Annotated in this window: 15 protein-coding genes and 1 pseudogene; 7 read left to right on the top strand and 9 right to left on the bottom strand. The window is 42.1% G+C overall.

Going from position 1 to position 19,177, the window contains the following annotated elements:
- Positions 1 to 124: 124 nt before the first annotated feature.
- Positions 125 to 772 carry a hemolysin III family protein gene (locus FTT71_RS10690; protein WP_180158995.1) on the bottom strand — a complete coding sequence of 216 codons (648 nt, stop codon included), beginning with the start codon at positions 770 to 772 and terminating at the stop codon, positions 125 to 127.
- A gap of 107 nt (positions 773 to 879) precedes the next feature.
- On the opposite strand from FTT71_RS10690, the pseudogene FTT71_RS10685 reads away from it, so the two are divergent.
- A pseudogene (locus tag FTT71_RS10685) lies at positions 880 to 2,099 on the top strand (SAM-dependent methyltransferase).
- A gap of 23 nt (positions 2,100 to 2,122) precedes the next feature.
- On the top strand, positions 2,123 to 2,545 hold the full coding sequence (locus tag FTT71_RS10680) for a GNAT family N-acetyltransferase (protein ID WP_004972455.1): 423 nt from the start codon (positions 2,123 to 2,125) through the stop codon (positions 2,543 to 2,545).
- Between the two features lie 112 nt (positions 2,546 to 2,657).
- Here the strand turns inward: FTT71_RS10680 and FTT71_RS10675 are convergent, their stop codons facing one another.
- The 4 genes from FTT71_RS10675 to FTT71_RS10660 all read right to left on the bottom strand — a co-directional run bounded on the left by FTT71_RS10675 (position 2,658) and on the right by FTT71_RS10660 (position 7,754).
- Positions 2,658 to 2,990 (bottom strand): hypothetical protein, encoded by a 333-nt coding sequence (locus FTT71_RS10675; protein WP_004972453.1) that lies wholly within the window; start codon positions 2,988 to 2,990, stop codon positions 2,658 to 2,660.
- A 171-nt stretch (positions 2,991 to 3,161) separates the two neighbouring features.
- Complete coding sequence (locus FTT71_RS10670) at positions 3,162 to 5,297, bottom strand: 3-hydroxyacyl-CoA dehydrogenase NAD-binding domain-containing protein (protein ID WP_178319463.1); 2,136 nt, start codon at positions 5,295 to 5,297, stop codon at positions 3,162 to 3,164.
- A gap of 11 nt (positions 5,298 to 5,308) precedes the next feature.
- Positions 5,309 to 6,514: an acetyl-CoA C-acetyltransferase gene (locus tag FTT71_RS10665; protein ID WP_096901568.1), complete on the bottom strand. Its 1,206-nt coding sequence runs from the start codon at positions 6,512 to 6,514 to the stop codon at positions 5,309 to 5,311.
- A 229-nt stretch (positions 6,515 to 6,743) separates the two neighbouring features.
- The gene (locus tag FTT71_RS10660; protein WP_004972448.1) at positions 6,744 to 7,754 is read right to left on the bottom strand and encodes an AraC family transcriptional regulator; all 1,011 of its coding nucleotides are present in this window, start codon (positions 7,752 to 7,754) and stop codon (positions 6,744 to 6,746) included.
- Between the two features lie 210 nt (positions 7,755 to 7,964).
- Here FTT71_RS10660 and FTT71_RS10655 point away from each other — a divergent pair, with 210 nt between their 5' ends.
- The 4 genes from FTT71_RS10655 to FTT71_RS10640 all read left to right on the top strand — a co-directional run bounded on the left by FTT71_RS10655 (position 7,965) and on the right by FTT71_RS10640 (position 12,778).
- Positions 7,965 to 9,125 (top strand): CaiB/BaiF CoA-transferase family protein, encoded by a 1,161-nt coding sequence (locus FTT71_RS10655; RefSeq protein ID WP_178319464.1) that lies wholly within the window; start codon positions 7,965 to 7,967, stop codon positions 9,123 to 9,125.
- 237 nt (positions 9,126 to 9,362) lie between these two features.
- A complete protein-coding gene (locus tag FTT71_RS10650) occupies positions 9,363 to 11,006 on the top strand; it encodes a nitrite/sulfite reductase (RefSeq protein WP_004972445.1) in 1,644 nt (547 codons plus the stop codon).
- Positions 10,999 to 11,484 (top strand): DUF934 domain-containing protein, encoded by a 486-nt coding sequence (locus tag FTT71_RS10645; RefSeq protein ID WP_180006101.1) that lies wholly within the window; start codon positions 10,999 to 11,001, stop codon positions 11,482 to 11,484. The genes FTT71_RS10650 and FTT71_RS10645 overlap by 8 nt, the downstream gene beginning before the upstream one ends.
- 307 nt (positions 11,485 to 11,791) lie before the next feature.
- Positions 11,792 to 12,778: a diaminopimelate dehydrogenase gene (locus FTT71_RS10640; protein WP_004972441.1), complete on the top strand. Its 987-nt coding sequence runs from the start codon at positions 11,792 to 11,794 to the stop codon at positions 12,776 to 12,778.
- Between the two features lie 131 nt (positions 12,779 to 12,909).
- Here the strand turns inward: FTT71_RS10640 and FTT71_RS10635 are convergent, their stop codons facing one another.
- Both FTT71_RS10635 and FTT71_RS10630 read right to left on the bottom strand, forming a co-directional pair.
- Complete coding sequence (locus FTT71_RS10635; RefSeq protein ID WP_180043555.1) at positions 12,910 to 14,085, bottom strand: thiolase family protein; 1,176 nt, start codon at positions 14,083 to 14,085, stop codon at positions 12,910 to 12,912.
- A gap of 131 nt (positions 14,086 to 14,216) precedes the next feature.
- Positions 14,217 to 14,735 carry a GspH/FimT family pseudopilin gene (locus FTT71_RS10630; protein WP_180043557.1) on the bottom strand — a complete coding sequence of 173 codons (519 nt, stop codon included), beginning with the start codon at positions 14,733 to 14,735 and terminating at the stop codon, positions 14,217 to 14,219.
- A gap of 375 nt (positions 14,736 to 15,110) precedes the next feature.
- Between FTT71_RS10630 and omp38 the strand changes: the two genes are divergently transcribed.
- Positions 15,111 to 16,151 (top strand): outer membrane protein Omp38, encoded by a 1,041-nt coding sequence (omp38, locus tag FTT71_RS10625; protein WP_004972434.1) that lies wholly within the window; start codon positions 15,111 to 15,113, stop codon positions 16,149 to 16,151.
- A 493-nt stretch (positions 16,152 to 16,644) separates the two neighbouring features.
- Here omp38 and FTT71_RS10620 read toward each other — a convergent pair whose 3' ends face one another.
- Both FTT71_RS10620 and FTT71_RS10615 read right to left on the bottom strand, forming a co-directional pair.
- The gene (locus FTT71_RS10620) at positions 16,645 to 18,108 is read right to left on the bottom strand and encodes an amino acid permease (RefSeq protein ID WP_136144722.1); all 1,464 of its coding nucleotides are present in this window, start codon (positions 18,106 to 18,108) and stop codon (positions 16,645 to 16,647) included.
- Positions 18,105 to 19,142 carry a methyltransferase gene (locus tag FTT71_RS10615; protein WP_180160942.1) on the bottom strand — a complete coding sequence of 346 codons (1,038 nt, stop codon included), beginning with the start codon at positions 19,140 to 19,142 and terminating at the stop codon, positions 18,105 to 18,107. Before FTT71_RS10615 ends, FTT71_RS10620 begins: the two co-directional genes overlap by 4 nt.
- Positions 19,143 to 19,177 lie beyond the last annotated feature (35 nt).

Here is a 19,177-nt window from a genome sequence, read left to right as displayed (position 1 = left end):
AGAAAAATAGTAGATACTTCTTGTAGTTATACTTTTTTGAACAAGAAGTCGGTTACAAAACTGCATCCATGAACACCATTCAAATCTGATCGTTTTATCTGTAAGACATGAGCGATATTCAGCGTTAAATCACATACAGATAAATTGCCAGAAAGTGTGCGCCTGCACCAATTAAGACAAATACATGCCAAATTGCGTGGGTATATCTTACGCGTTTTAAGGCATAAAACAATGCACCCACGGTGTAGGCAATGCCGCCAATTAGCAAAAAGGTCAGGGCTTGGCTGCTTAAATAGGCTTGCATATCGTCCATGACCAGAACGGCTAACCAACCCATCACCAAGTAGGTAATTAAAGAAATTTTATGAAAACGGTTGATAAATACCAGTTTAAATAGGGTGCCAATCAGGGCAATAATCCACAGGGCAATTAACAAATATTGTGCTTTTTGAGTAGGAATCGCGATGGATAAAAATGGGGTATAAGTCCCTGCAATTAAATAATAAATTGCGGTGTGATCTAACTTTTTATAAAAATAACGACGGTCTGCTGCGGTTGCCATGTGATACAGCATTGAAGCAGAAAAAAGCAGTACCATGCTTATTGCATAGGCCCACAAACCTAGCCATTGTCCCGTACTTAAATACGCACCTTTAATGATTAAAAGAATACCTGCAATAAATGCCAAAGCCGCACCAACACCATGGCTCAGATAGTTAATCCGTTCTTCTTGCAGGTCATAATCAGGCACTAAAGGGGCATTTAATTTCATGGCGAATCTGCTTTAATTTCTTTAATTATACAACTGTATCGTAATTCAATTTTGCTTTTAGGGTAATAACAATTAAACTTGAATTGTAATTTTTTCAGGTTTTTATTATGTCGACTTTGGCTTCTCCCTCTGTGCAGGAACAACAATTCTTAGAGGCTTTTCAGCAAGCCATTGATACACAAAAGCTTGATCGTGTGGTGCTGAGTCAATATAAAGGCGAACTGGAACAATTAGAAAAAATCACCTTACGGGTGATTCAGCTAAATCAAGACACCGTTTTAACTTGTTTGTATCGCCATAAAACGCAGGATATCACCAAAAACTATCCTTTGGCAGAAGCACAGATACAATTGAGTCACTTATTGGCAGATTGTAAACAGGCCAATTTATTTACGACAGATCAGGAAATTCAGCTAAAAAAGAACAAAAAGAAAGCCATGCTCAGCATTAGTAAAACAGCACCGACTATAGCGAAACCGAAAGAACCACAAGGACATGACCGAGAAAAGCAGCGTTATGTCGATCAATCCAGCCCATTTTTACAACACTTGGGGATTAGCGATGCCAAAGCGCAAATTATTCCGAGCATGGCGCGTAAATGGAAACAGATTAATAAATTTATTGAAATTTTTTCGGGTGCCTTGGCGCAAATCAAAATTTCGGAAAATACCTTGCGCGTGGTGGATTTTGGTTCAGGCAAAGGCTATTTAACTTTTGCGCTCTATGACTATTTGCAAAAGCAGCAATTTATTCCCTTTGTGACTGGGGTGGAACTAAACCCGAAAATGGTTGAGTTTTGTCAGTCGGTGGCGAGTGCTTCAGACTTTCAGCAGCTAGATTTTTTCAGGGCGATGTGCGCACCTATCAGCCAGAACATTTAGATGTAATGATTGCTTTGCATGCCTGTGATGTCGCCACCGATTTTGCAATTCATACTGGTATTCGCCTGAATGCACAAATGATTATGTGCGCGCCGTGTTGCCATAAAGAGTTGCGTCCACAATTACAAAGCCCAAGCGTGTTGCAACCGATGCTGCAATTTGGCATTCATGCAGGGCAACAGGCGGAAATGTTAACCGATACCATCCGCGCTTTATTGCTCAAAGCCTATGGTTATGACACCAAAGTTTTTGAGTTTGTCGCTTTAGAACACACCAGTAAAAACAAAATGATTTTGGCAACCAAACGTCAAAATTGGAGTGAACCTGATCAAGCAGTTTTGGCACAAATTCGTGATTTAAAAACCATGTACGGTATTCAAAAACATTCTTTGGAGTTGTTGTTGAACGATCAGTGGGATCAACAGGGCATTGGTTCTAAGTGCTAAGCAAGATGGAACAGGATATAAAGATGCAAGATTATGAAATTCAATCGGGCACTTGGACACAATTTGCTGCAGAGGCCAAATCTATTCGTGAGCAAGTCTTTATTCAGGAACAGCGAATTGCGCCTGAAGATGAGTGGGATGCACAAGATGCAGTTGCCTTGCATTTTGTGGTCTATGCAACTGGACAGGCGATTGCAACAGCACGTTTACTGGAAAATCACAGTATTGGACGGGTTGCAGTGTTGAAATCACAGCGCGGTTTAGGTGTGGGACGTGTTTTAATGCAGCATATTATTCAGGTGGCAAAGCAGCAGCAACGTCCGTGGGTCAAGTTGTCTGCGCAGGAACACGCGATTCCGTTTTATCAAAGTTTGAGTTTTCAGGTTGAGGGTGAGTCGTATTTAGATTGTGGTATTCCGCATGTAGATATGCGATTGATATTTTAAACGAATTGTCGATAGTCCTGATTTTAATCGTGCAAAATAAAAATCGCCATGATGGAATGTGATCATGGCGATTTCTTTTTATAAACTGTATGAACAGAGCCGCTAGCGCATATTAATGTCCATGTGCGGGTGCTGGCTCATGGTTTTCAGGCATATTGGCATGTTCTGTTTCAGTCATACCGTGTGCATCTGCAGTTTCAGCAGCCAAAGCTTCACGTGCTTCACGATCTGCTTGTGCTTTTGCCAATGCTTCTTGTGACATAGCTGGCGCATTTTTAAAGGCGTGTTGCTGAGTATTCTGCTTTTGTTGCTGGCTAGGCATGTAGTCAGGTTCATTCGTGACCGCTAACCAGAAAATAAACATGAAAATTCCACCCAAAATACAGAAAATAAAGAGTGCTTTCCAACCCCAAGGTGATTTTTCAGGAGTAAGGCGTTCGGTCATGTGCATCTACCCAATTTGAATCTAAATCTTAAAATTATGTAACTTTATAACATAAAATGCATGAAAAACGGATTAAATTCTATTTATGCAGGGATATTCATTGTAATTTTGAGCAAATAAAAAGAGGGATGATATATCCCTCCCAGATTGCTTTAAATTTAAAGTTTAGCTTTAAATGCTTTTAGCACCTGCAGCAACACGATCTTGCAAGATTTTAGGTGGGGTAAAACGCTCGCCATATTCAGCAGTAAGTTGCTGTGCTCGTGCCAAAGCCTGTGTTAAACCATATTGATTCAAAAATTGTAAAGCACCACCTGTCCATGCAGGGAAGCCAATGCCAAAAATTGAACCAACATTGGCATCAATGACAGATTCTAAAACACCTTCTTCCAAGCAACGTAAGCTGTCCAGTGCTTGTACAAATAAGAAACGGTTAATCATCTCTTGTTCAGCGATTTCGGTATTTTGATACCAATGACTTAATCCCGACCAAAGCTGTTTTTTACCCTGTTCAGGGTAGTCATAAAAGCCTGCACCTGCAGCTTTGCCTTTACGTGAGAATTGATGAATCATGGTTTGAATGACTTCATCTGCACTCGACAGTGGTCGGTCTTTTCCTTCGGCTTGCAGCGCCTTACGTGCTTCCTGTGCCACGTGTTCAGATAAGGTTAAAGATACTTCATCCTGAATAGCAAGTGGGCCAACAGGCATACCTGCTTTTAAAGCTGCCATTTCAATTTTGGCAGGATGTACGCCTTCTGCCAGTAAGCGCAAGCCTTCCTGCACAAAAGTGCCAAACACCCGACTGGTAAAAAAGCCACGTCTGTCATTGACTACAATCGGTGTTTTACCAATGTGTTGCACAAAGTCATATGCTTTTGCCAAAGTATCGGCAGAGGTGTTTTTTCCTTTAATGATTTCTACCAACGGCATTTTATCGACAGGACTAAAGAAATGCAGTCCAATAAAGCGCTGTTGATCTTGCGCAGCTTGGGCAAGCCCGCTTATTGGCAAAGTTGAGGTATTGGATGCCATCACACCTTGTTCTGCCAGAAAAACTTCGGCTTCTTGTGTGACTTGCGCCTTGAGTTGAGGATTTTCAAATACCGCCTCAATAATCAAATCACAGCCTTGTAAATCGGCAGCCTGTGCCGTTGGATGAATATTGGCTAAGACTTGTGCTGCTCGCTCTGCACTTATACGACCTTGCGATACTTGTTTATCCAATAGTTTTTGACTGTAAGCTTTGCCTTTTTCAGCTTGTTCGATGGATACATCTTTAAGAACAACCGCAATGCCTTTGCTTGCTGTGGCATAAGCAATGCCTGCGCCCATCATGCCTGCACCTAAAATGCCGACTTTTTGAGTTTGATGCGGTGCAATGCCTTGCGGACGGCCACTGCCCGATTTAATCGCATTCAGCCCATGCCAAAAGGTGCCAATCATATTTTTAGAAATTTGACCTGTTGCGAGCTGGGTAAAATAGCGAGATTCAATGCGTAAGGCTGTATCGACATCAACCTGCGCACCTTCTACTGCTGCACTCAAAATTGCTTCAGGCGCAGGGTAACAGCCTTTGGTTTTGTCGCGTAGCATGGCAGGAGCAATGGAAAGCATTTGCGCGACAGCAGGTGTAGATGGTGTTCCCCCAGGGATTTTATAGCCTTTGACATCAAATACTTGTTGTGATTGAGGATGTGCAAGAATCCAGTCTTGGGCTTTGCTGAGTAATTCTGTTTCATTTTCAGCAAGATCATGGATTAAACCTAAACTTTGTGCTTTTTCCACACTCAGCTGTTTGCCTTCCATCAACAGCGGCAGGGCAGTTTGTAAACCCAATAAACGTACCATCCGCACAATACCACCGCCACCAGGCAATAAACCTAAAGTCACTTCGGGTAAACCAAACTTGGTTTTTGCATCACGAATTGCAATACGATGATGACAGCACAGAGCAAGTTCCCATCCGCCGCCGAGTGCCGTGCCATTTAAGGCAGCTACCACAGGAATACCACGGGTTTCAATATAACGCAGCTGTGCTTTTAGGTTTTCAATCATCTGAAAAAATGAGCTGGCATGCTCAGGCTGTACTTGAATCAACTCATCTAAGTCACCGCCTGCAAAAAAGGTTTTTTTCGCAGAGGCGAAAATGATTCCCGCCACTTGTTCGTCTGCTTTTAACTTTTGTACCACTTGCGCTAATGCATCTCTAAAGTCAGCATTCATGGTGTTGGCAGATTGATTTGGTGAGTCAAAGGTTAGAATGACAATGTTATCGGCATTTTTATAATAGTGAATGGCGCTCATTTTTATACTCCTTATACTCGCTCAATAATGGTGGCAATTCCCATCCCACCGCCTACACATAATGTAGCCATGCCGCGTTTTTTATCTTGTCGTTCTAGCTCGTCCAGTAAGGTGCCTAAAATCATGGCACCTGTAGCGCCAAGTGGATGACCCAAGGCAATAGCACCACCATTCACATTGACTTTGGCGGGATCAACCTGAAGTTCTGTAATAAAACGCAGAACCACGGCTGCAAAGGCTTCATTGACTTCAAACAGATCAATATCTTCAATGTTCAGTCCTGCTTTGGCTAAGGCTTTGCGTGCTGCAGGCGCGGGTCCTGTGAGCATAATGGCAGGGTCTGTGCCAACCAGTGCGGTAGCAAGCACTTTGGCGCGTGGTTTTAAGTTGTGTTGTTGTACCGCTTGTTCCGATGCAATCAAGACCAATGCCGCGCCATCAACAATACCTGATGAATTGCCTGCATGATGCACATGATTGACTTGTCCTGCTTCAGGATATTTTTGCAGGGCAATCGCATCAAAACCCATTTGTCCCATATTGGCAAAACTCGGCTTGAGCTGTGCCAAGCTTTCAGCCGTGGTCTGTGGTTTGATAAATTCATCTTGTGCCAAAATCACCACACCTGCCTGATCTTTGACAGGTACAATCGAGCGCTCGAAATGTCCCTGTGCTTGTGCTGCTGCGGCTTTGTGCTGTGATGCTGCTGCAAATTGATCGACTTCTGTACGGCTATAGCCATCGAGTGTGGCAATTAAGTCAGCGCCAATACCTTGTGGAATAAAGTCACAAGCCATATTGGTTTCAGGGTCGAATGCCCAAGCACCACCATCGGAACCCATTGCCACGCGTGACATAGATTCCACACCACCTGCAACGATTAAATCTTCCCAACCCGAACGAACTTTTTGCGCTGCGAGGTTCACGGCTTCTAAACCTGAGGCACAAAAGCGGTTGATTTGTACCCCAGCAACATCATTGTCCCAACCTGCGGCAATCGCTGCGGTTTTGGCAATATCTGCACCCTGATCGCCAATTGGTGTGACACAACCCAAAACAATATCGTCTACTTGTGAGGTGTCTAGGTTGTGTCGTTGTTGCAATTCATTCAATAAGGTTGTGAGTAGGCGAATGGGTTTAACTTCGTGTAATGCGCCATCTTTTTTTCCTTTGCCGCGCGGAGTGCGAATAGCATCAATGATGTAGGCCTCGCTCATAATCAATCCCTTGTCGATAGTTTTCTTTATGATTGCTTTTGAGTGTAATCTGAAAATTTTGAAGTGCAATGACGAGAACGGTACAGGTCAGTGAGGTTTTTTGCTAATTGGGATGACGCAGTAATTTGGCAGAAAGATTGAAACTATAATAGAGCGATAAAAAAAGCCCTTGCGGTGTGCAAGGGCAATCGATTGGAATTACGAGTTATTGTGAATTGTCGATTCTAAATTAATGATAACCGTGCAACTGACGGTATAAACCAGGTGTGACGCCAGTCCACTTTTTGAAAGCACGGTGGAAAGTACTGGTTTCGCTAAAGCCAACTTGTTGTGCCACATCTTCAAGGGTAAGTTCAGGATTCAGCAATAGGTGAATCGCGGCATCACGGCGTAATGCATCTTTTACCCCTTGATAGCTTTTACCTTCTGCAGCCAAACGACGACGCAAGGTTTGTGGCGATAGGTACAGCATGGATGCAACATCGTTCAAGGTTGGCATTTCTTCGCCAATTTGGCTCTTTAACACGTCACGAATACGCGAAGTTAAAGAATTGGTGTTTTTGAATTTCACCAACAATTGCGCAGGCGCGGTTTTTAAGAATTCGTCTAAGGTTTCTTGGGTTTGACGAATTGGTAAATCCAAGTAGTCGGCAGCAAAGGTAATTTCGGTGCGTGGCATGTCAAATTGCATGACAGGCGCAAAGAACAGCGCATCGTATTCATCTGCATGTGCAGGACGTGGATAGCCAAAATGTACGCGCTCCAAAGGCAGGCGACGTTCAATCAGCCAAGATGCCAAGCCGTGCCAAATCATCAACATACTTTCAGTAATAAAGTGATCAGGATCCATAGCTTGTGGAATAGATGGTACCAAACGTGCTTCGTGTTTATCACGTTCTAAGGTAACCGACCAATCATCACCAAACAGTTTGTAGAATTGCGAAGAGAGTTCTAAGGCATCGCCCAGTGTTTTGGCGTGAATTACCAATTGGCACATGATCGCGAATGTACCCAAACGACGTGGCTGAGAATCAAAACCCACGTGTTCGTCTTGGGTCACCATCCACAACATTTTAATAAAGCGGGTATATTGTTCAGGTGAAATACGTGCTTTCGGTTGGCGCAGAAGTTCTGCCTCAATACCGACATGAGATAATAAGGTTTCGACATCCATGCCGAGTCGCTTAACACCCGTGAGCGCTGCATTTACAAAATGGATACTAATGGTATCTCTGCTCATGTTAAATCCTTCAGTCTCTTTTGTATTCACGTAAGCTTGACCTAAATGACGCTAAAAAATTGAAATTGGCAATTTACAATACCAATTTTACTTATTTTACATAATAAATTGCCGAAATGATCAAGGTAAATGGCTGAACATGACATTGTGTTACAGTTTTGCTGTTTATAAGATGAACGGAAAATCAGTAAAAATCGAGTAATCACAACAATGACACATGCACTGAGCGGTTTAAAAGTTTTAGATTTTTCCACCTTATTGCCCGGCCCTTTTGCCAGTTTGTATTTGGCGGATATGGGTGCAGAGGTGATTCATATTGAATCGGCAACCCGTCCTGACTTAATTCGTTTATTTCCGCCCTATGCCAATGGACAAGCGACTTCGCACAGTTATTTGAATCGGAATAAACAGTCAATTACTTTGGATTTAAAATCCCCCGAAAGTATTCAGCTTATTCACGATAAAATTGCCGAATTCGATATTGTATTGGAACAGTTTAGACCAGGCGTGATGCAGCGTTTAGGGCTGGACTATGCCAGCTTGGCAAAAATTAATCCGCGACTGATCTATTGTTCCATCACAGGTTATGGACAAACAGGCGATTATCAACAAAGGGCAGGACATGACATCAACTATTTAGCCTTGTCTGGCATTGCGGGGCATAGTGGACGGCAAGCGGGTGGGCCGCCACCGCTCGGGATTCAAGTGGCCGATGTAGCAGGTGGATCATTGCATGCTTTGGTGGCGATTTTAAGTGCAGTGATAGAACGTCAGCGCAGTGGTTTAGGGCAGTATATTGATATTTCGATGACCGATTGCGCTGCGACTTTAAACAATATGGCCGCTTCAGCAGTTTTGGCGGCACAGGTTCCTCAATATGCTGAGCAATCTTACTTAAATGGTGGCACCTATTATGACTATTATGAAACAGCAGATGGCCGTTATCTTTCAGTCGGTAGTTTAGAGCCGCAGTTTATGCAGGGTTTGGCACAGATTTTAAACTTACCGATACTTTTGGAAAAAGGGGCATCTTTAGATCCGCAAGAGCGCTTGCAAGTCAAACACGCTATTCAAGATAAAATTAAAACACAAAGTTTTGCCACATGGCAGCAGGTATTCGCGCAATATGATGTCTGCGTTGAACCTGTATTCACTTTAGATGAAGCCTTACATTCACCTTTGGCACAGCAACGCGGTTGGACAGTAGAAGTTCCTATTCAGCAGAATGCCGAAAAAACTGAAACTCAGTTGGCGTGTCCAATTAAATTTTCACGTTCTCAAATGCGTTACGATTATATAGGGCAGGCTTTGGGTGCAGGGCAGTGGTCATCTCAGACTAAAAATCAGGATGAAGATGAAGCCAAGTCATAACCATAGGTATTAAATAAAAGTTCGAATAGATGCTTTAGCAGAAAAAGTGCTAAAGCATGCACTATTTCGTGATAGCTCTATAAAAAGCCTGTTAATTTTGGCAAAGGCTTACAGGCTGTGATGTTGCGATGGCTTATCAATAAAACCGCTAAGAAATATGTAAAAAACACATTTTGTTGATAGATTGAATCTCGCTATGCTGTCAGCCGTGATAATAGAAATGACTAGCTGTACGCCATGTATTTATATACTGATTTCGATCAGCAACTGATTAATGAACGTGTTGCACAGTTCCGCGACCAAACGGAACGTTATTTAGCAGGCAAATTGACTGAGGATGAATATCGTCCATTGCGTCTGCAAAATGGTTTGTATGTACAACGCTATGCGCCAATGTTGCGTATTGCGGTGCCTTACGGTCTGATGAACTCTAAGCAATTGCGTAAAGTTGCGCAGCTTGCCAAAGACTATGACCGTGGCTATGCGCACGTATCAACACGTCAAAATATTCAGTTTAACTGGCCTGCACTGGAAAATGTGCCTGACATGCTGGCAGAGCTTGCAACCGTACAAATGCACGCAATTCAGACTTCGGGTAACTGTATTCGTAATACCACCACAGACCAGTATGCAGGTGTCGTGGCGGGCGAAATTGCTGACCCACGTCCAACCTGTGAATTAATTCGTCAGTGGTCGACTTTCCACCCTGAATTTGCCTTCTTGCCACGTAAATTCAAAATTGCGGTGTCTGCACTGGAAGAAATTGACCGTGCTGCGACTGCATTTCATGACATTGGCGTCTATATTGTTAAAAATGAAGCAGGCGAAATTGGCTATAAAATTAAAGTTGGTGGCGGCTTAGGTCGTACTCCAATTATCGGTAGCTTTATTCGTGAGTTCTTGCCACGTGAAGATTTGATTGCTTACTTAGAAGCTATTTTACGTGTCTATAACTTGCATGGTCGTCGCGACAACAAATATAAAGCACGTATCAAAATTTTGGTAAAAGCTTTAACGCCAGCAGTATTTGCAGAAAAAGTTGAAGCTGAATTTGCACATACGGTGAAAACCTTAAAAATTGATGCAGAAACTTTGCAAAAAATGGATGAAAACTTCACGCCATTTGCTTATCAAAACTATGCCGATGAAGATTTTAGCGAGCTGTTTGCACAGTATCCAAAATTCAAGCAATGGTTCAACATCAACACCAATGCGCACAAAGTACAAGGCTACCGTATTGTCACCATTTCATTGAAACGTGCAGGTGTTGCACCGGGTGACATGACGACAGAAGAAATGAATTTGATTGCAGATTTAGCCGATCAATATACCTTTGGTGAATTGCGCACCACGCATGAGCAAAATATTGCTTTGGTAGATGTGCCACAAAAAGACCTGTTTGCATTGTGGCAAGTGCTCGATGCCAATAACTTGGCGCGCGCGCATATTGGCTTTATTACCGATATTATTTGCTGTCCGGGTGGTGATTTCTGTTCACTTGCCAATGCCAAATCTATTCCAATTTCAGAAGCCATTTCACGCCGTTTTGATGATTTGGATACCATTTATAATCTTGGCAAACTGGATTTAAATATTTCAGGTTGTATGAACGCTTGTGGTCATCACCACGTTGGTAATATCGGGATTTTAGGTGTCGATAAAAAAGGCGCGGAATTCTACCAAATCACTTTGGGCGGGCATGCAGACCATGATGCGTCAATCGGTGATATTTTAGGGCCATCTTTTGCTGCTGAAGTGATTCCTGATGTGGTGGAAGAAATTTTAAATACCTACTTAGATTTGCGTAGTGAAGGTGAAGACTTCATCGACACTTATCGCCGTGTCGGCATTCAACCATTTAAGGAGCGCGCTTATGCTTAATACTGCACTACCTGTGCTCGCGAAAGATGGCACGATTGCAGACAATACTTATCAAGTGATTGCTGAAGATGCAGCATTACCGCAAGGTGATGTGGTGCTCAGCGTTGAACAGCTTGATCAGTTGGCACAAATTTCAGGTAAAAAAGCCCTATATTTAACGGTAGATGCTTCGCCTGAAAACCATGAATTTCCATTGGCAGAACTGGATGCGATTTTTATTGAATTTGCAGGTTTTAACGATGGCCGTGGTTATTCTTTTGCGGCATTGTTACGCCGTCAAGGCTTTCAGGGTGAACTTCGCGCAGTCGGTGATGTCTTTAAAGACGTCTTAAATTATATGAAGCGTGCAGGTTTCGATACTTTCGTGATTAAAGAAGGTAAAGATGTGCAAGAAGCTGCAGCAGGTTTGGCGGACTTTACCCATCCTTATCAAGCTTCTACCGCAGTGCCAAAACCAAATTATCAAACAGGTGCGTAATATATTGATGATGGATTTCATCGAAATGTAGATAGATTTTATCGAAATATCACGGTTCACACATTTACAAACAGCCTGCCATGTGCAGGCTTTTTGTTTGCCTTAAAATGATCAAACGGCTTGTTTTATCGCACTTCTTAATGATTTAATTTACCGTAAAGTGCTGTAGTATAAGCACGCTGATGTAGCATCGCAGTCTTATGTAGGCGTTATTTTTACATTATCAAAAATCAATCAAGACGATAATTTGATGTGATTATCCTCTGATTTATTTTTCAATTTTTTCATGATGAAGTGATTTGTCTTTATGCAAAATTCTATCCGTATTGGTATTGCTGGTTATGGCAACTTAGGTCGTGGTGTTGAAACGGCGATTCATAAAAACCCAGATTTACAATTGGTGGGTATTTTTACCCGTCGTGCGCCTGAAAGCGTTTCACCATGTTTTGCTGAAACAGCAGTGTTTCACATGGATTCATTGTCAGATTTTCAAGACAAAATTGATGTGCTGATTTTATGTGGTGGTTCAAAAGACGACTTGCCACAACAAGGTCCAGTACTGGCGAGCCAATTTAATATTGTCGATAGTTTCGATACGCATGCACGTATTCCTGAATATTATGCATCTGTAGATGCACCTGCGACAGCGAACAAGAAAACTGCACTCATCTCAATTGGTTGGGATCCAGGCATGTTCTCGATTAATCGTTTATTTGGTGAAGCGTTGTTACCTGATGGTGAAACCTATACTTTTTGGGGTAAAGGTTTAAGTCAGGGTCACTCAGATGCCATTCGTCGTGTTGATGGTGTAAAAGCAGGTGTGCAATATACCATTCCATCGAATGATGCCATTGAACAAGTGCGTAGCGGTGCGCGTCCTGTATTAAGCACCAAAGATAAACATACTCGTGAATGTTATGTCGTACTTGCAGAAGGTGCCGATGCTGCTGCGGTAGAGCAAGCGATTGTGACCATGCCAGATTATTTCGCTGACTACAACACAACCGTAAATTTCATTGATGAAGCGACTTTAGCCAAAGATCACCAACGCATGCCACATGGTGGTTTTGTCATTCGCAGTGGTAATACCAGCGATGAACAAAAACAAGTGCTTGAATTCTCATTGAAGTTAGACAGCAATCCTGAGTTTACCGCGAGTATTTTGGTGGCTTATGCACGTGCTTGCTATCGTTTAAACCAAATGCAGCAATATGGTGCAAAAACTGCTTATGATGTTGCGCCAGGTTTATTGTCAATGAAATCGCCTGAACAGTTGCGTGCAGAATTGCTCTAAACTTTTTAAAGCTATAAGCAAAAAGACGAATCAATGATTCGTCTTTTTACTTTTTGAATAAAGAAGGGTTAGGGAATGACTTTATTCAATCTACCTCAATCCCTCTTTACGAAATAGGGGTTGCAAGGCACTTAAAGTAATTCAATCGCGACCGCAGTTGCTTCACCACCACCAATACAGAGAGCAGCCACACCACGCTTGCCACCTGTACGTTTAAGCGCATGAATCAAAGTCAGGATAATACGTGAACCTGTAGAACCCACAGGATGCCCAAGTGCACATGCACCACCGTTGATATTCACTTTTTCAGGATCAAGCTTGAACTCATCCATTGGGCACATGGTGACCATAGCAAAAGCTTCATTAATTTCCCATAAATCTACATCTGCAACTTGCCAACCCGCTTTATCCAATACTTTTTGAATCGCACCAATTGGAGCAATGGTGAATTCTGAAGGATGTTGTGAGTTGGTTGCATAGCCCACAATTTTTGCCATAGGCTTTAACCCTTGGGCAGCAGCATGTTCAGCAGAAGTGAGTACGAGTGCCGATGCACCATCCGAAATAGAGCTGGCATTTGCAGCAGTAATACTACCATCTTTAGCGAAGGCTGGACGAAGTGTTGGAATTTTTTCAATATTGGCATTAAAAGGTTGTTCATCTTTATCTACAATGACATCGCCTTTACGTGTTGCAACTGTCACAGGGACAATTTCATCGGCAAAATAGCCTTCATTGACTGCAGTTTGTGCACGTTTGAGTGAGCGAATCGCAAAGTCATCCATTTGTTGGCGTGTGTAACCTTTGCTATTGGCCATATCTTGTGCGAATGAGCCCATTAAACGCCCTGTTTCTGCATCTTCTAAGCCATCTAAGAACATGTGATCTTTCACATCACCGTGTCCCATGCGGTAACCCGCACGTGCTTTAGTCAGAATATAAGGTGCATTACTCATTGACTCCATACCACCAGCGACAATGATTGAGGCAGAACCTGCTTTGATTGCATCGGCTGCTTGCATGACAGCTTTCATACCAGAACCACAGAGTTTGTTGATGGTGACCGCACCTGTAGAATCTGGTAAGCCTGCTTGACGCATCGCCTGACGAGCAGGGCCTTGCTTTAAGCCTGCAGGCAGGACGCAGCCCATAATGACTTCATCGATTTCTGTTGCTTGTACCCCCGCACGTTGAATGGCCGCTTGGATACTTGCCGCACCTAATTCTGGTGCAGTCACATTGGCTAAACTGCCTTGAAAGCCACCCATTGCAGTGCGTGCACCATTTACAATAACGATATCCGTCATTTTATTCTCCCAGTTTTTTTATATGTGCTTTTGTCTAGATTTAATTCCAAGCAGGAATAGATCACTTCAGCAGTATAGGCAAAAAAAGATGAGAATAAAGTGACAATATAAAGATCATTTAGACTGCTCAGTTAACATCCATTGATGTCTTCAGCTCGAGTTTGCCCCATTTTACTAAGCACCAGTCGTTTGCTCGCGACGTGAGTAGAGCAGTAAAAGAAACTACCATTCGAGCCGATCGGCAAACCTTGTTGAGCATTAAAAGTCACACTAGGAATGTTTAAAGTTCCACGCCAATCCAGAGTTCCGTATTTAAGTGCAGTTTTTTCTGTATAAAGAATGTATTCACTGTCGTCAATTTGGCGGTTTCGATTACGATCCATAAAGATCAAAAAACCAGTATCCCAGTTTTGCATACTACATTGAACAAAGTTTTGTGTAGGACAAATCACCACATTGCTATGATGGGTGAAGGCATGAGAACGTGCTATTTTCAGACTGGCCTGTAATGAATAATGAATTCGTTTGAGTTCTTGTTCTGCCATCAGTTGATGAAAATGGGGTAGGGCAATCATGACTAAAATCGCACTAATTGCTAAGGTGACGATCAATTCAAACAGCGTGAAGCCATTTTTTCTTACATTCGACATAAGTCTTTACCTGTTATTGTTATGTTTTTTTATGATTAATTTGAGTAATTTGTTGTTTTATAGCGCTTTATGTGTTGTATAATAATTTCTAAACAACTTTTCGTGAAAGTGTTAGAATAAACCGCAAGAAAGATAGGCTATTCGCACCAAATAATTGAGTAAAAAGTTACCGAATTACAACGGAAATTGTAAGTAATTTTGTCAATAATTTACTTGATTAAAATTATCAAGCACTTGGAAAAGTAAAAAAGTGTTTGTATGATTCAAAGTGACTAGCTTAAAAATAATACTGGGGTATAAGAAAGCCTATCTCAGGGTAGTCGAAAATTTAAGCTTGAGCTTGAACAACAATTGTTATCTCTGGAGGATAAATCCATGAAAATGAGTCGTATTGCATTAGCAATGCTCGTAGCTGCTCCTTTAGCTGCTGCAAACGCGGGCGTAACTGTTACCCCATTAATGCTTGGTTATACTATGTTTGATACACAGCATAACAATGGTGGTAATGATGGTAGTTTAACAAGTGGCGCAGAACTTGATGATGACTTGTTCGTGGGTGCAGCACTTGGTGTTGAGCTTACTCCTTGGTTAGGTTTTGAAGCTGAATATAGCCAAATCAAAGGTGATGTGAGTAACGGTGGTGAATACAAGGGTCAAAATATCGCAGGTAACTTCTATGCGACTTCTGATCTAATCACTAAAAACTATGACAGCAAAATCAAGCCATACGTACTTTTAGGTGCTGGTCACTATAAATATGACGTGGAAGGTGCTAATGGTGTCGGTTATATCCGTGATGGTGAAGAAGGTACTTTAGGTAACGCAGGTGTGGGTGCGTTCTTCCGTTTGAACGATGCTTTATCTCTTCGTACTGAAGCACGTGGTACTTACCACTTTGATGAGCAATTCTGGAACTACACAGCTTTAGCTGGTCTTAACGTAGTTCTTGGTGGTCACTTGAAGCCAGCTGCTCCTGTAGTAGAAGTTGCCCCAGTTGAAACCGTTGCTCCAGTTCAACCAGCTCCACAAGAGTTGACTGAAGACCTGAACATGGAACTTCGTGTGTTCTTTGATACGAACAAATCAAACATCAAAGATCAGTACAAGCCAGAAATCGCTAAAGTTGCTGAGAAGTTAGTTGAATATCCAAACGCTACTGCTCGCATCGAAGGTCACACTGACAACACTGGTCCACGTGCATTGAACGAACGTTTATCTTTAGCGCGTGCGAACTCTGTTAAATCTTCACTTGTAAATGAATACAATGTAGATCCAGCTCGTTTGTCTACTCAAGGTTTCGCTTGGGATCAACCGATTGCTGACAACAACACTAAAGAAGGTCGTGCTATGAACCGTCGTGTATTCGCGACGATCACTGGCAGCCGTACAGTGACTGTTGAACAACAAGCTCAATAATTTGAGTTAAGTTGAAAAAACGACTCTTCGGAGTCGTTTTTTTTATGCTTATTTTTATGAAATATATTGACTAAAGAGTGCCTGAAATGATTTACATTCAATACTTTTAAAAAATATTGTAAAAGTATGATTTTTAAAATAAAGAGTAAATAAGGTAGAGGCAGATGGTGCTTAATATTTCGGTCTGTTGACTCGTAAACTTAGTCGAATTTTTATACCAAGTTTATCGTTAATTCATTTAAAAACTCCAAAGCGTCGTCGCAGATCAAACTTTTAAAATATGGACTCGATGTCTATCAGTCGATCAAATCGTTGTTTAACGATTATAAAATCAACATTGAGCAGTTTGTGGCGTGATCTCTCGCCGTAATATTGATAACAAAATATGTTGTAACTCGAATTTGCTTGAAATTTACGCTAAAAAAACAGCCAAATGTTGACTGTTTTTTGAATCTTAGCTTCTCAAATGAAATGCAATAGAAGAAGAATTTTTTTAGTCATGATCAGGGTGTAGTGGTTTCACATCCATCTCCTGATATGCAATCAGTTTGGTTTTGTGTTTCCATTTATAGCCTAACCAAATGACCAAGAACAAAAGAATACCAATATAAGTCGATAAAACAGCGAGCCATTCACCTTCAAGCACTGCTTGGTAGTTTTGCCCTAACACGACAATTGCACACAAAATAAAGGCAAACCATGGCGCAAAAGGAAAGAATTTGGCGCGGTAATCTAAATCTTCAAGTTTGTAGCCTTGTGCCAAATAGCCTTTACGAAAGCGGTAATGCGATACAGCAATCCCGAGCCAAACGATAAAGCCACACATGCCTGACATATTCAGAAGCCAGTTAAATACTTGTTTTTCGCCAATAAATGTTGTTAAAAAACATAGTGCAGCGATTGCTGTTGTGGCATACAGTGCATTCATTGGGACGCCACGAGCATCCAAGCGGGCAAAAGCTTTTGGAGCACTGCCTTTACGTGCCATATCAAATAGCATACGGGTCGATGAATACATACCCGAGTTACCGGCAGAAAGAATCGCAGTTAAAATTACTGCATTCATGACACTTGCGGCAAAGGCAAAGCCTGCCTGTTCATACAGTAAAGTAAACGGAGAGAGTGCAATGTTATCGGTGGCGGCTGCTTGAAGTAAACGTGGGTCATCATAGGCGATTAAGGTACCAATAATGAAAATACACACGATATAAAACAATAAAATACGCCAGAAGATTTGTTTAATTGCAATCGGAATTGTTTTCTTAGGATTTTTAGATTCACCCGCTGCAACGCCAACCATTTCAGTACCTTGAAATGAGAATCCTGCAATCATCGCCACACCAATTAAGGCAGATAGTCCACCTACAAATGGCGCTTCGCCTTTGCTCCAATTGGCAAATGTAGCAACATCAGGGTTGAGCATGATTTTGACAATCATAAAAATACCGATAATGATGAATGCCACAATCGCAAGTACTTTGACCAAAGAAAAGAAGAACTCAGACTCACCAAAACCTTTGACGGTTAATGCGTTAATTGCGAAAACCACCGCTAAAAATAATGCACTCCAGTAAAAGCCAGGAATATCAGGAAACCAAAATTTCATGATGAATTGCACCGCAACCAATTCAAATGCCACGGTAATAGCCCAGTTGTACCAATAGTTCCAACCTAGTGCAAAACCGAAACCACCTTCGACATATTTACTGCCATAGGTAAAGAACGCGCCTGAAGTTGGATTATGCGTTGCAAGTTCGCCTAGACTGGTCATCAAAAAATAAATCATGACGCCAATTAGGGCATACGCAAGCAAGGCGCCACCAGGACCTGCATTGGCAATGGTCGCACCTGAAGCAAGGAATAAACCTGTACCAATTGAGCCACCAATGGCGATCATGTTTAAATGACGCGCACCGAGCTTACGCTGCAGTTTTCTACTGTTGTGTGAGTCGCTCATCCTACTTCCTTTGTATTTTTCTGCGTGCTAGCAAACAGCACTTTAAAGCCTTGTTGATCTGCCTTGATTGTGCATTGACCGAAACTTTGTTCAATTAAGAGTGGATAATTCAAAAAGCGATTGGCCACAATCCAAAGTTCACCACCCGATTTCAGATGACGACGTGAAGTTTTACACAGGTTTTCACTGGCATCGTAATGTGTTTGAATGCCTTGGTGGAATGGGGGATTACTCACGATGGCATGCAAAAATAGCGGTGCATCTTCAACGCCTGTCACGGCTTTAATTTCAAGTTGTTGTGGATTGAGCTGATTTTTTTCAAACGTCATTAGCGTTGACGCTAAAGCAAAGGCATCGACATCTAAAGCAAAAATACGATTTTCAGGGTTAAGTTTGGCTAAGTAAGCACTGATCACACCCGCGCCACAGCCAAAATCTGCAATTTTTCCAGCAGTAACCTGATTCAAGTAAGGCAGTAATACAGCCGTGCCAACATCCAAGTGTTTTTGGCTAAATACACCTGGCAAGGCACAAATCTGTAAATCGCCTTTAGGTGTAGCAACTGTATAGTTTTTCGCCCAATCTGCTAAGGTTTTAGTTTGAACCTTGCAGTCTAAAATCAGCTGCCATAGTTGGCAGTGGCGGGCGCTATCTAGTTTGAGTGTTTTGCCATAAGGTTGTAATTGCTTTGCAGCCCGTTCAATTCCTGCTTTCTTTTCACCGACTAAAAATACGCTGCTGCCTTGTGGGAGTTGTGCGGCAATGGTGTGAATCAGGTAATTGAGCAGTTCCTTAGATTTCGGTACAAAAATAACAGCCTGATCAAATTCACCGACAGGCAATTCTGCACCAAAATGCACTTGTGCCTGTTGATTTTGAAAGTATTGATAGTCGTTAAAATTCCATGTCCAAACAGAAGTTTGGATTGAGTCACCCAATTCTGCGAGGAGTTGATCGGTCGGGGCATTGATCAGTAGAACGCGACCAGACAAATAGTCATATTGTCTGAGTAAAACTTCGCTTTGGGGGTTCATGGTTCTCTCTCCAATAGAAAAACACTGCCCAAGTT

The sequence above is a fragment of the Acinetobacter sp. YH01004 genome, from assembly GCF_013420455.1.
Taxonomy (GTDB): Bacteria; Pseudomonadota; Gammaproteobacteria; order Pseudomonadales; family Moraxellaceae; genus Acinetobacter; species Acinetobacter towneri.
This window is presented reverse-complemented; position numbering and strand designations above follow the sequence as displayed.

Bases quoted from the DNA above. Each gene is read 5' to 3' on its own strand.
- FTT71_RS10680 (WP_004972455.1), top strand. From the start codon at position 2,123: ATGCAAGATTATGAAATTCAATCGGGCACTTGGACACAATTTGCTGCA.
- FTT71_RS10615 (WP_180160942.1), bottom strand. From the start codon at position 19,142: ATGAACCCCCAAAGCGAAGTTTTACTCAGACAATATGACTATTTGTCT.
- FTT71_RS10675 (WP_004972453.1), bottom strand. From the start codon at position 2,990: ATGACCGAACGCCTTACTCCTGAAAAATCACCTTGGGGTTGGAAAGCA.
- FTT71_RS10655 (WP_178319464.1), top strand. From the start codon at position 7,965: ATGACACATGCACTGAGCGGTTTAAAAGTTTTAGATTTTTCCACCTTA.
- omp38 (WP_004972434.1), top strand. From the start codon at position 15,111: ATGAAAATGAGTCGTATTGCATTAGCAATGCTCGTAGCTGCTCCTTTA.
- FTT71_RS10665 (WP_096901568.1), bottom strand. From the start codon at position 6,514: ATGAGCGAGGCCTACATCATTGATGCTATTCGCACTCCGCGCGGCAAA.
- FTT71_RS10690 (WP_180158995.1), bottom strand. From the start codon at position 772: ATGAAATTAAATGCCCCTTTAGTGCCTGATTATGACCTGCAAGAAGAA.
- FTT71_RS10640 (WP_004972441.1), top strand. From the start codon at position 11,792: ATGCAAAATTCTATCCGTATTGGTATTGCTGGTTATGGCAACTTAGGT.
- FTT71_RS10650 (WP_004972445.1), top strand. From the start codon at position 9,363: ATGTATTTATATACTGATTTCGATCAGCAACTGATTAATGAACGTGTT.
- FTT71_RS10670 (WP_178319463.1), bottom strand. From the start codon at position 5,297: ATGAGCGCCATTCACTATTATAAAAATGCCGATAACATTGTCATTCTA.
- FTT71_RS10635 (WP_180043555.1), bottom strand. From the start codon at position 14,085: ATGACGGATATCGTTATTGTAAATGGTGCACGCACTGCAATGGGTGGC.
- FTT71_RS10620 (WP_136144722.1), bottom strand. From the start codon at position 18,108: ATGAGCGACTCACACAACAGTAGAAAACTGCAGCGTAAGCTCGGTGCG.
- FTT71_RS10630 (WP_180043557.1), bottom strand. From the start codon at position 14,735: ATGTCGAATGTAAGAAAAAATGGCTTCACGCTGTTTGAATTGATCGTC.
- FTT71_RS10660 (WP_004972448.1), bottom strand. From the start codon at position 7,754: ATGAGCAGAGATACCATTAGTATCCATTTTGTAAATGCAGCGCTCACG.
- FTT71_RS10645 (WP_180006101.1), top strand. From the start codon at position 10,999: ATGCTTAATACTGCACTACCTGTGCTCGCGAAAGATGGCACGATTGCA.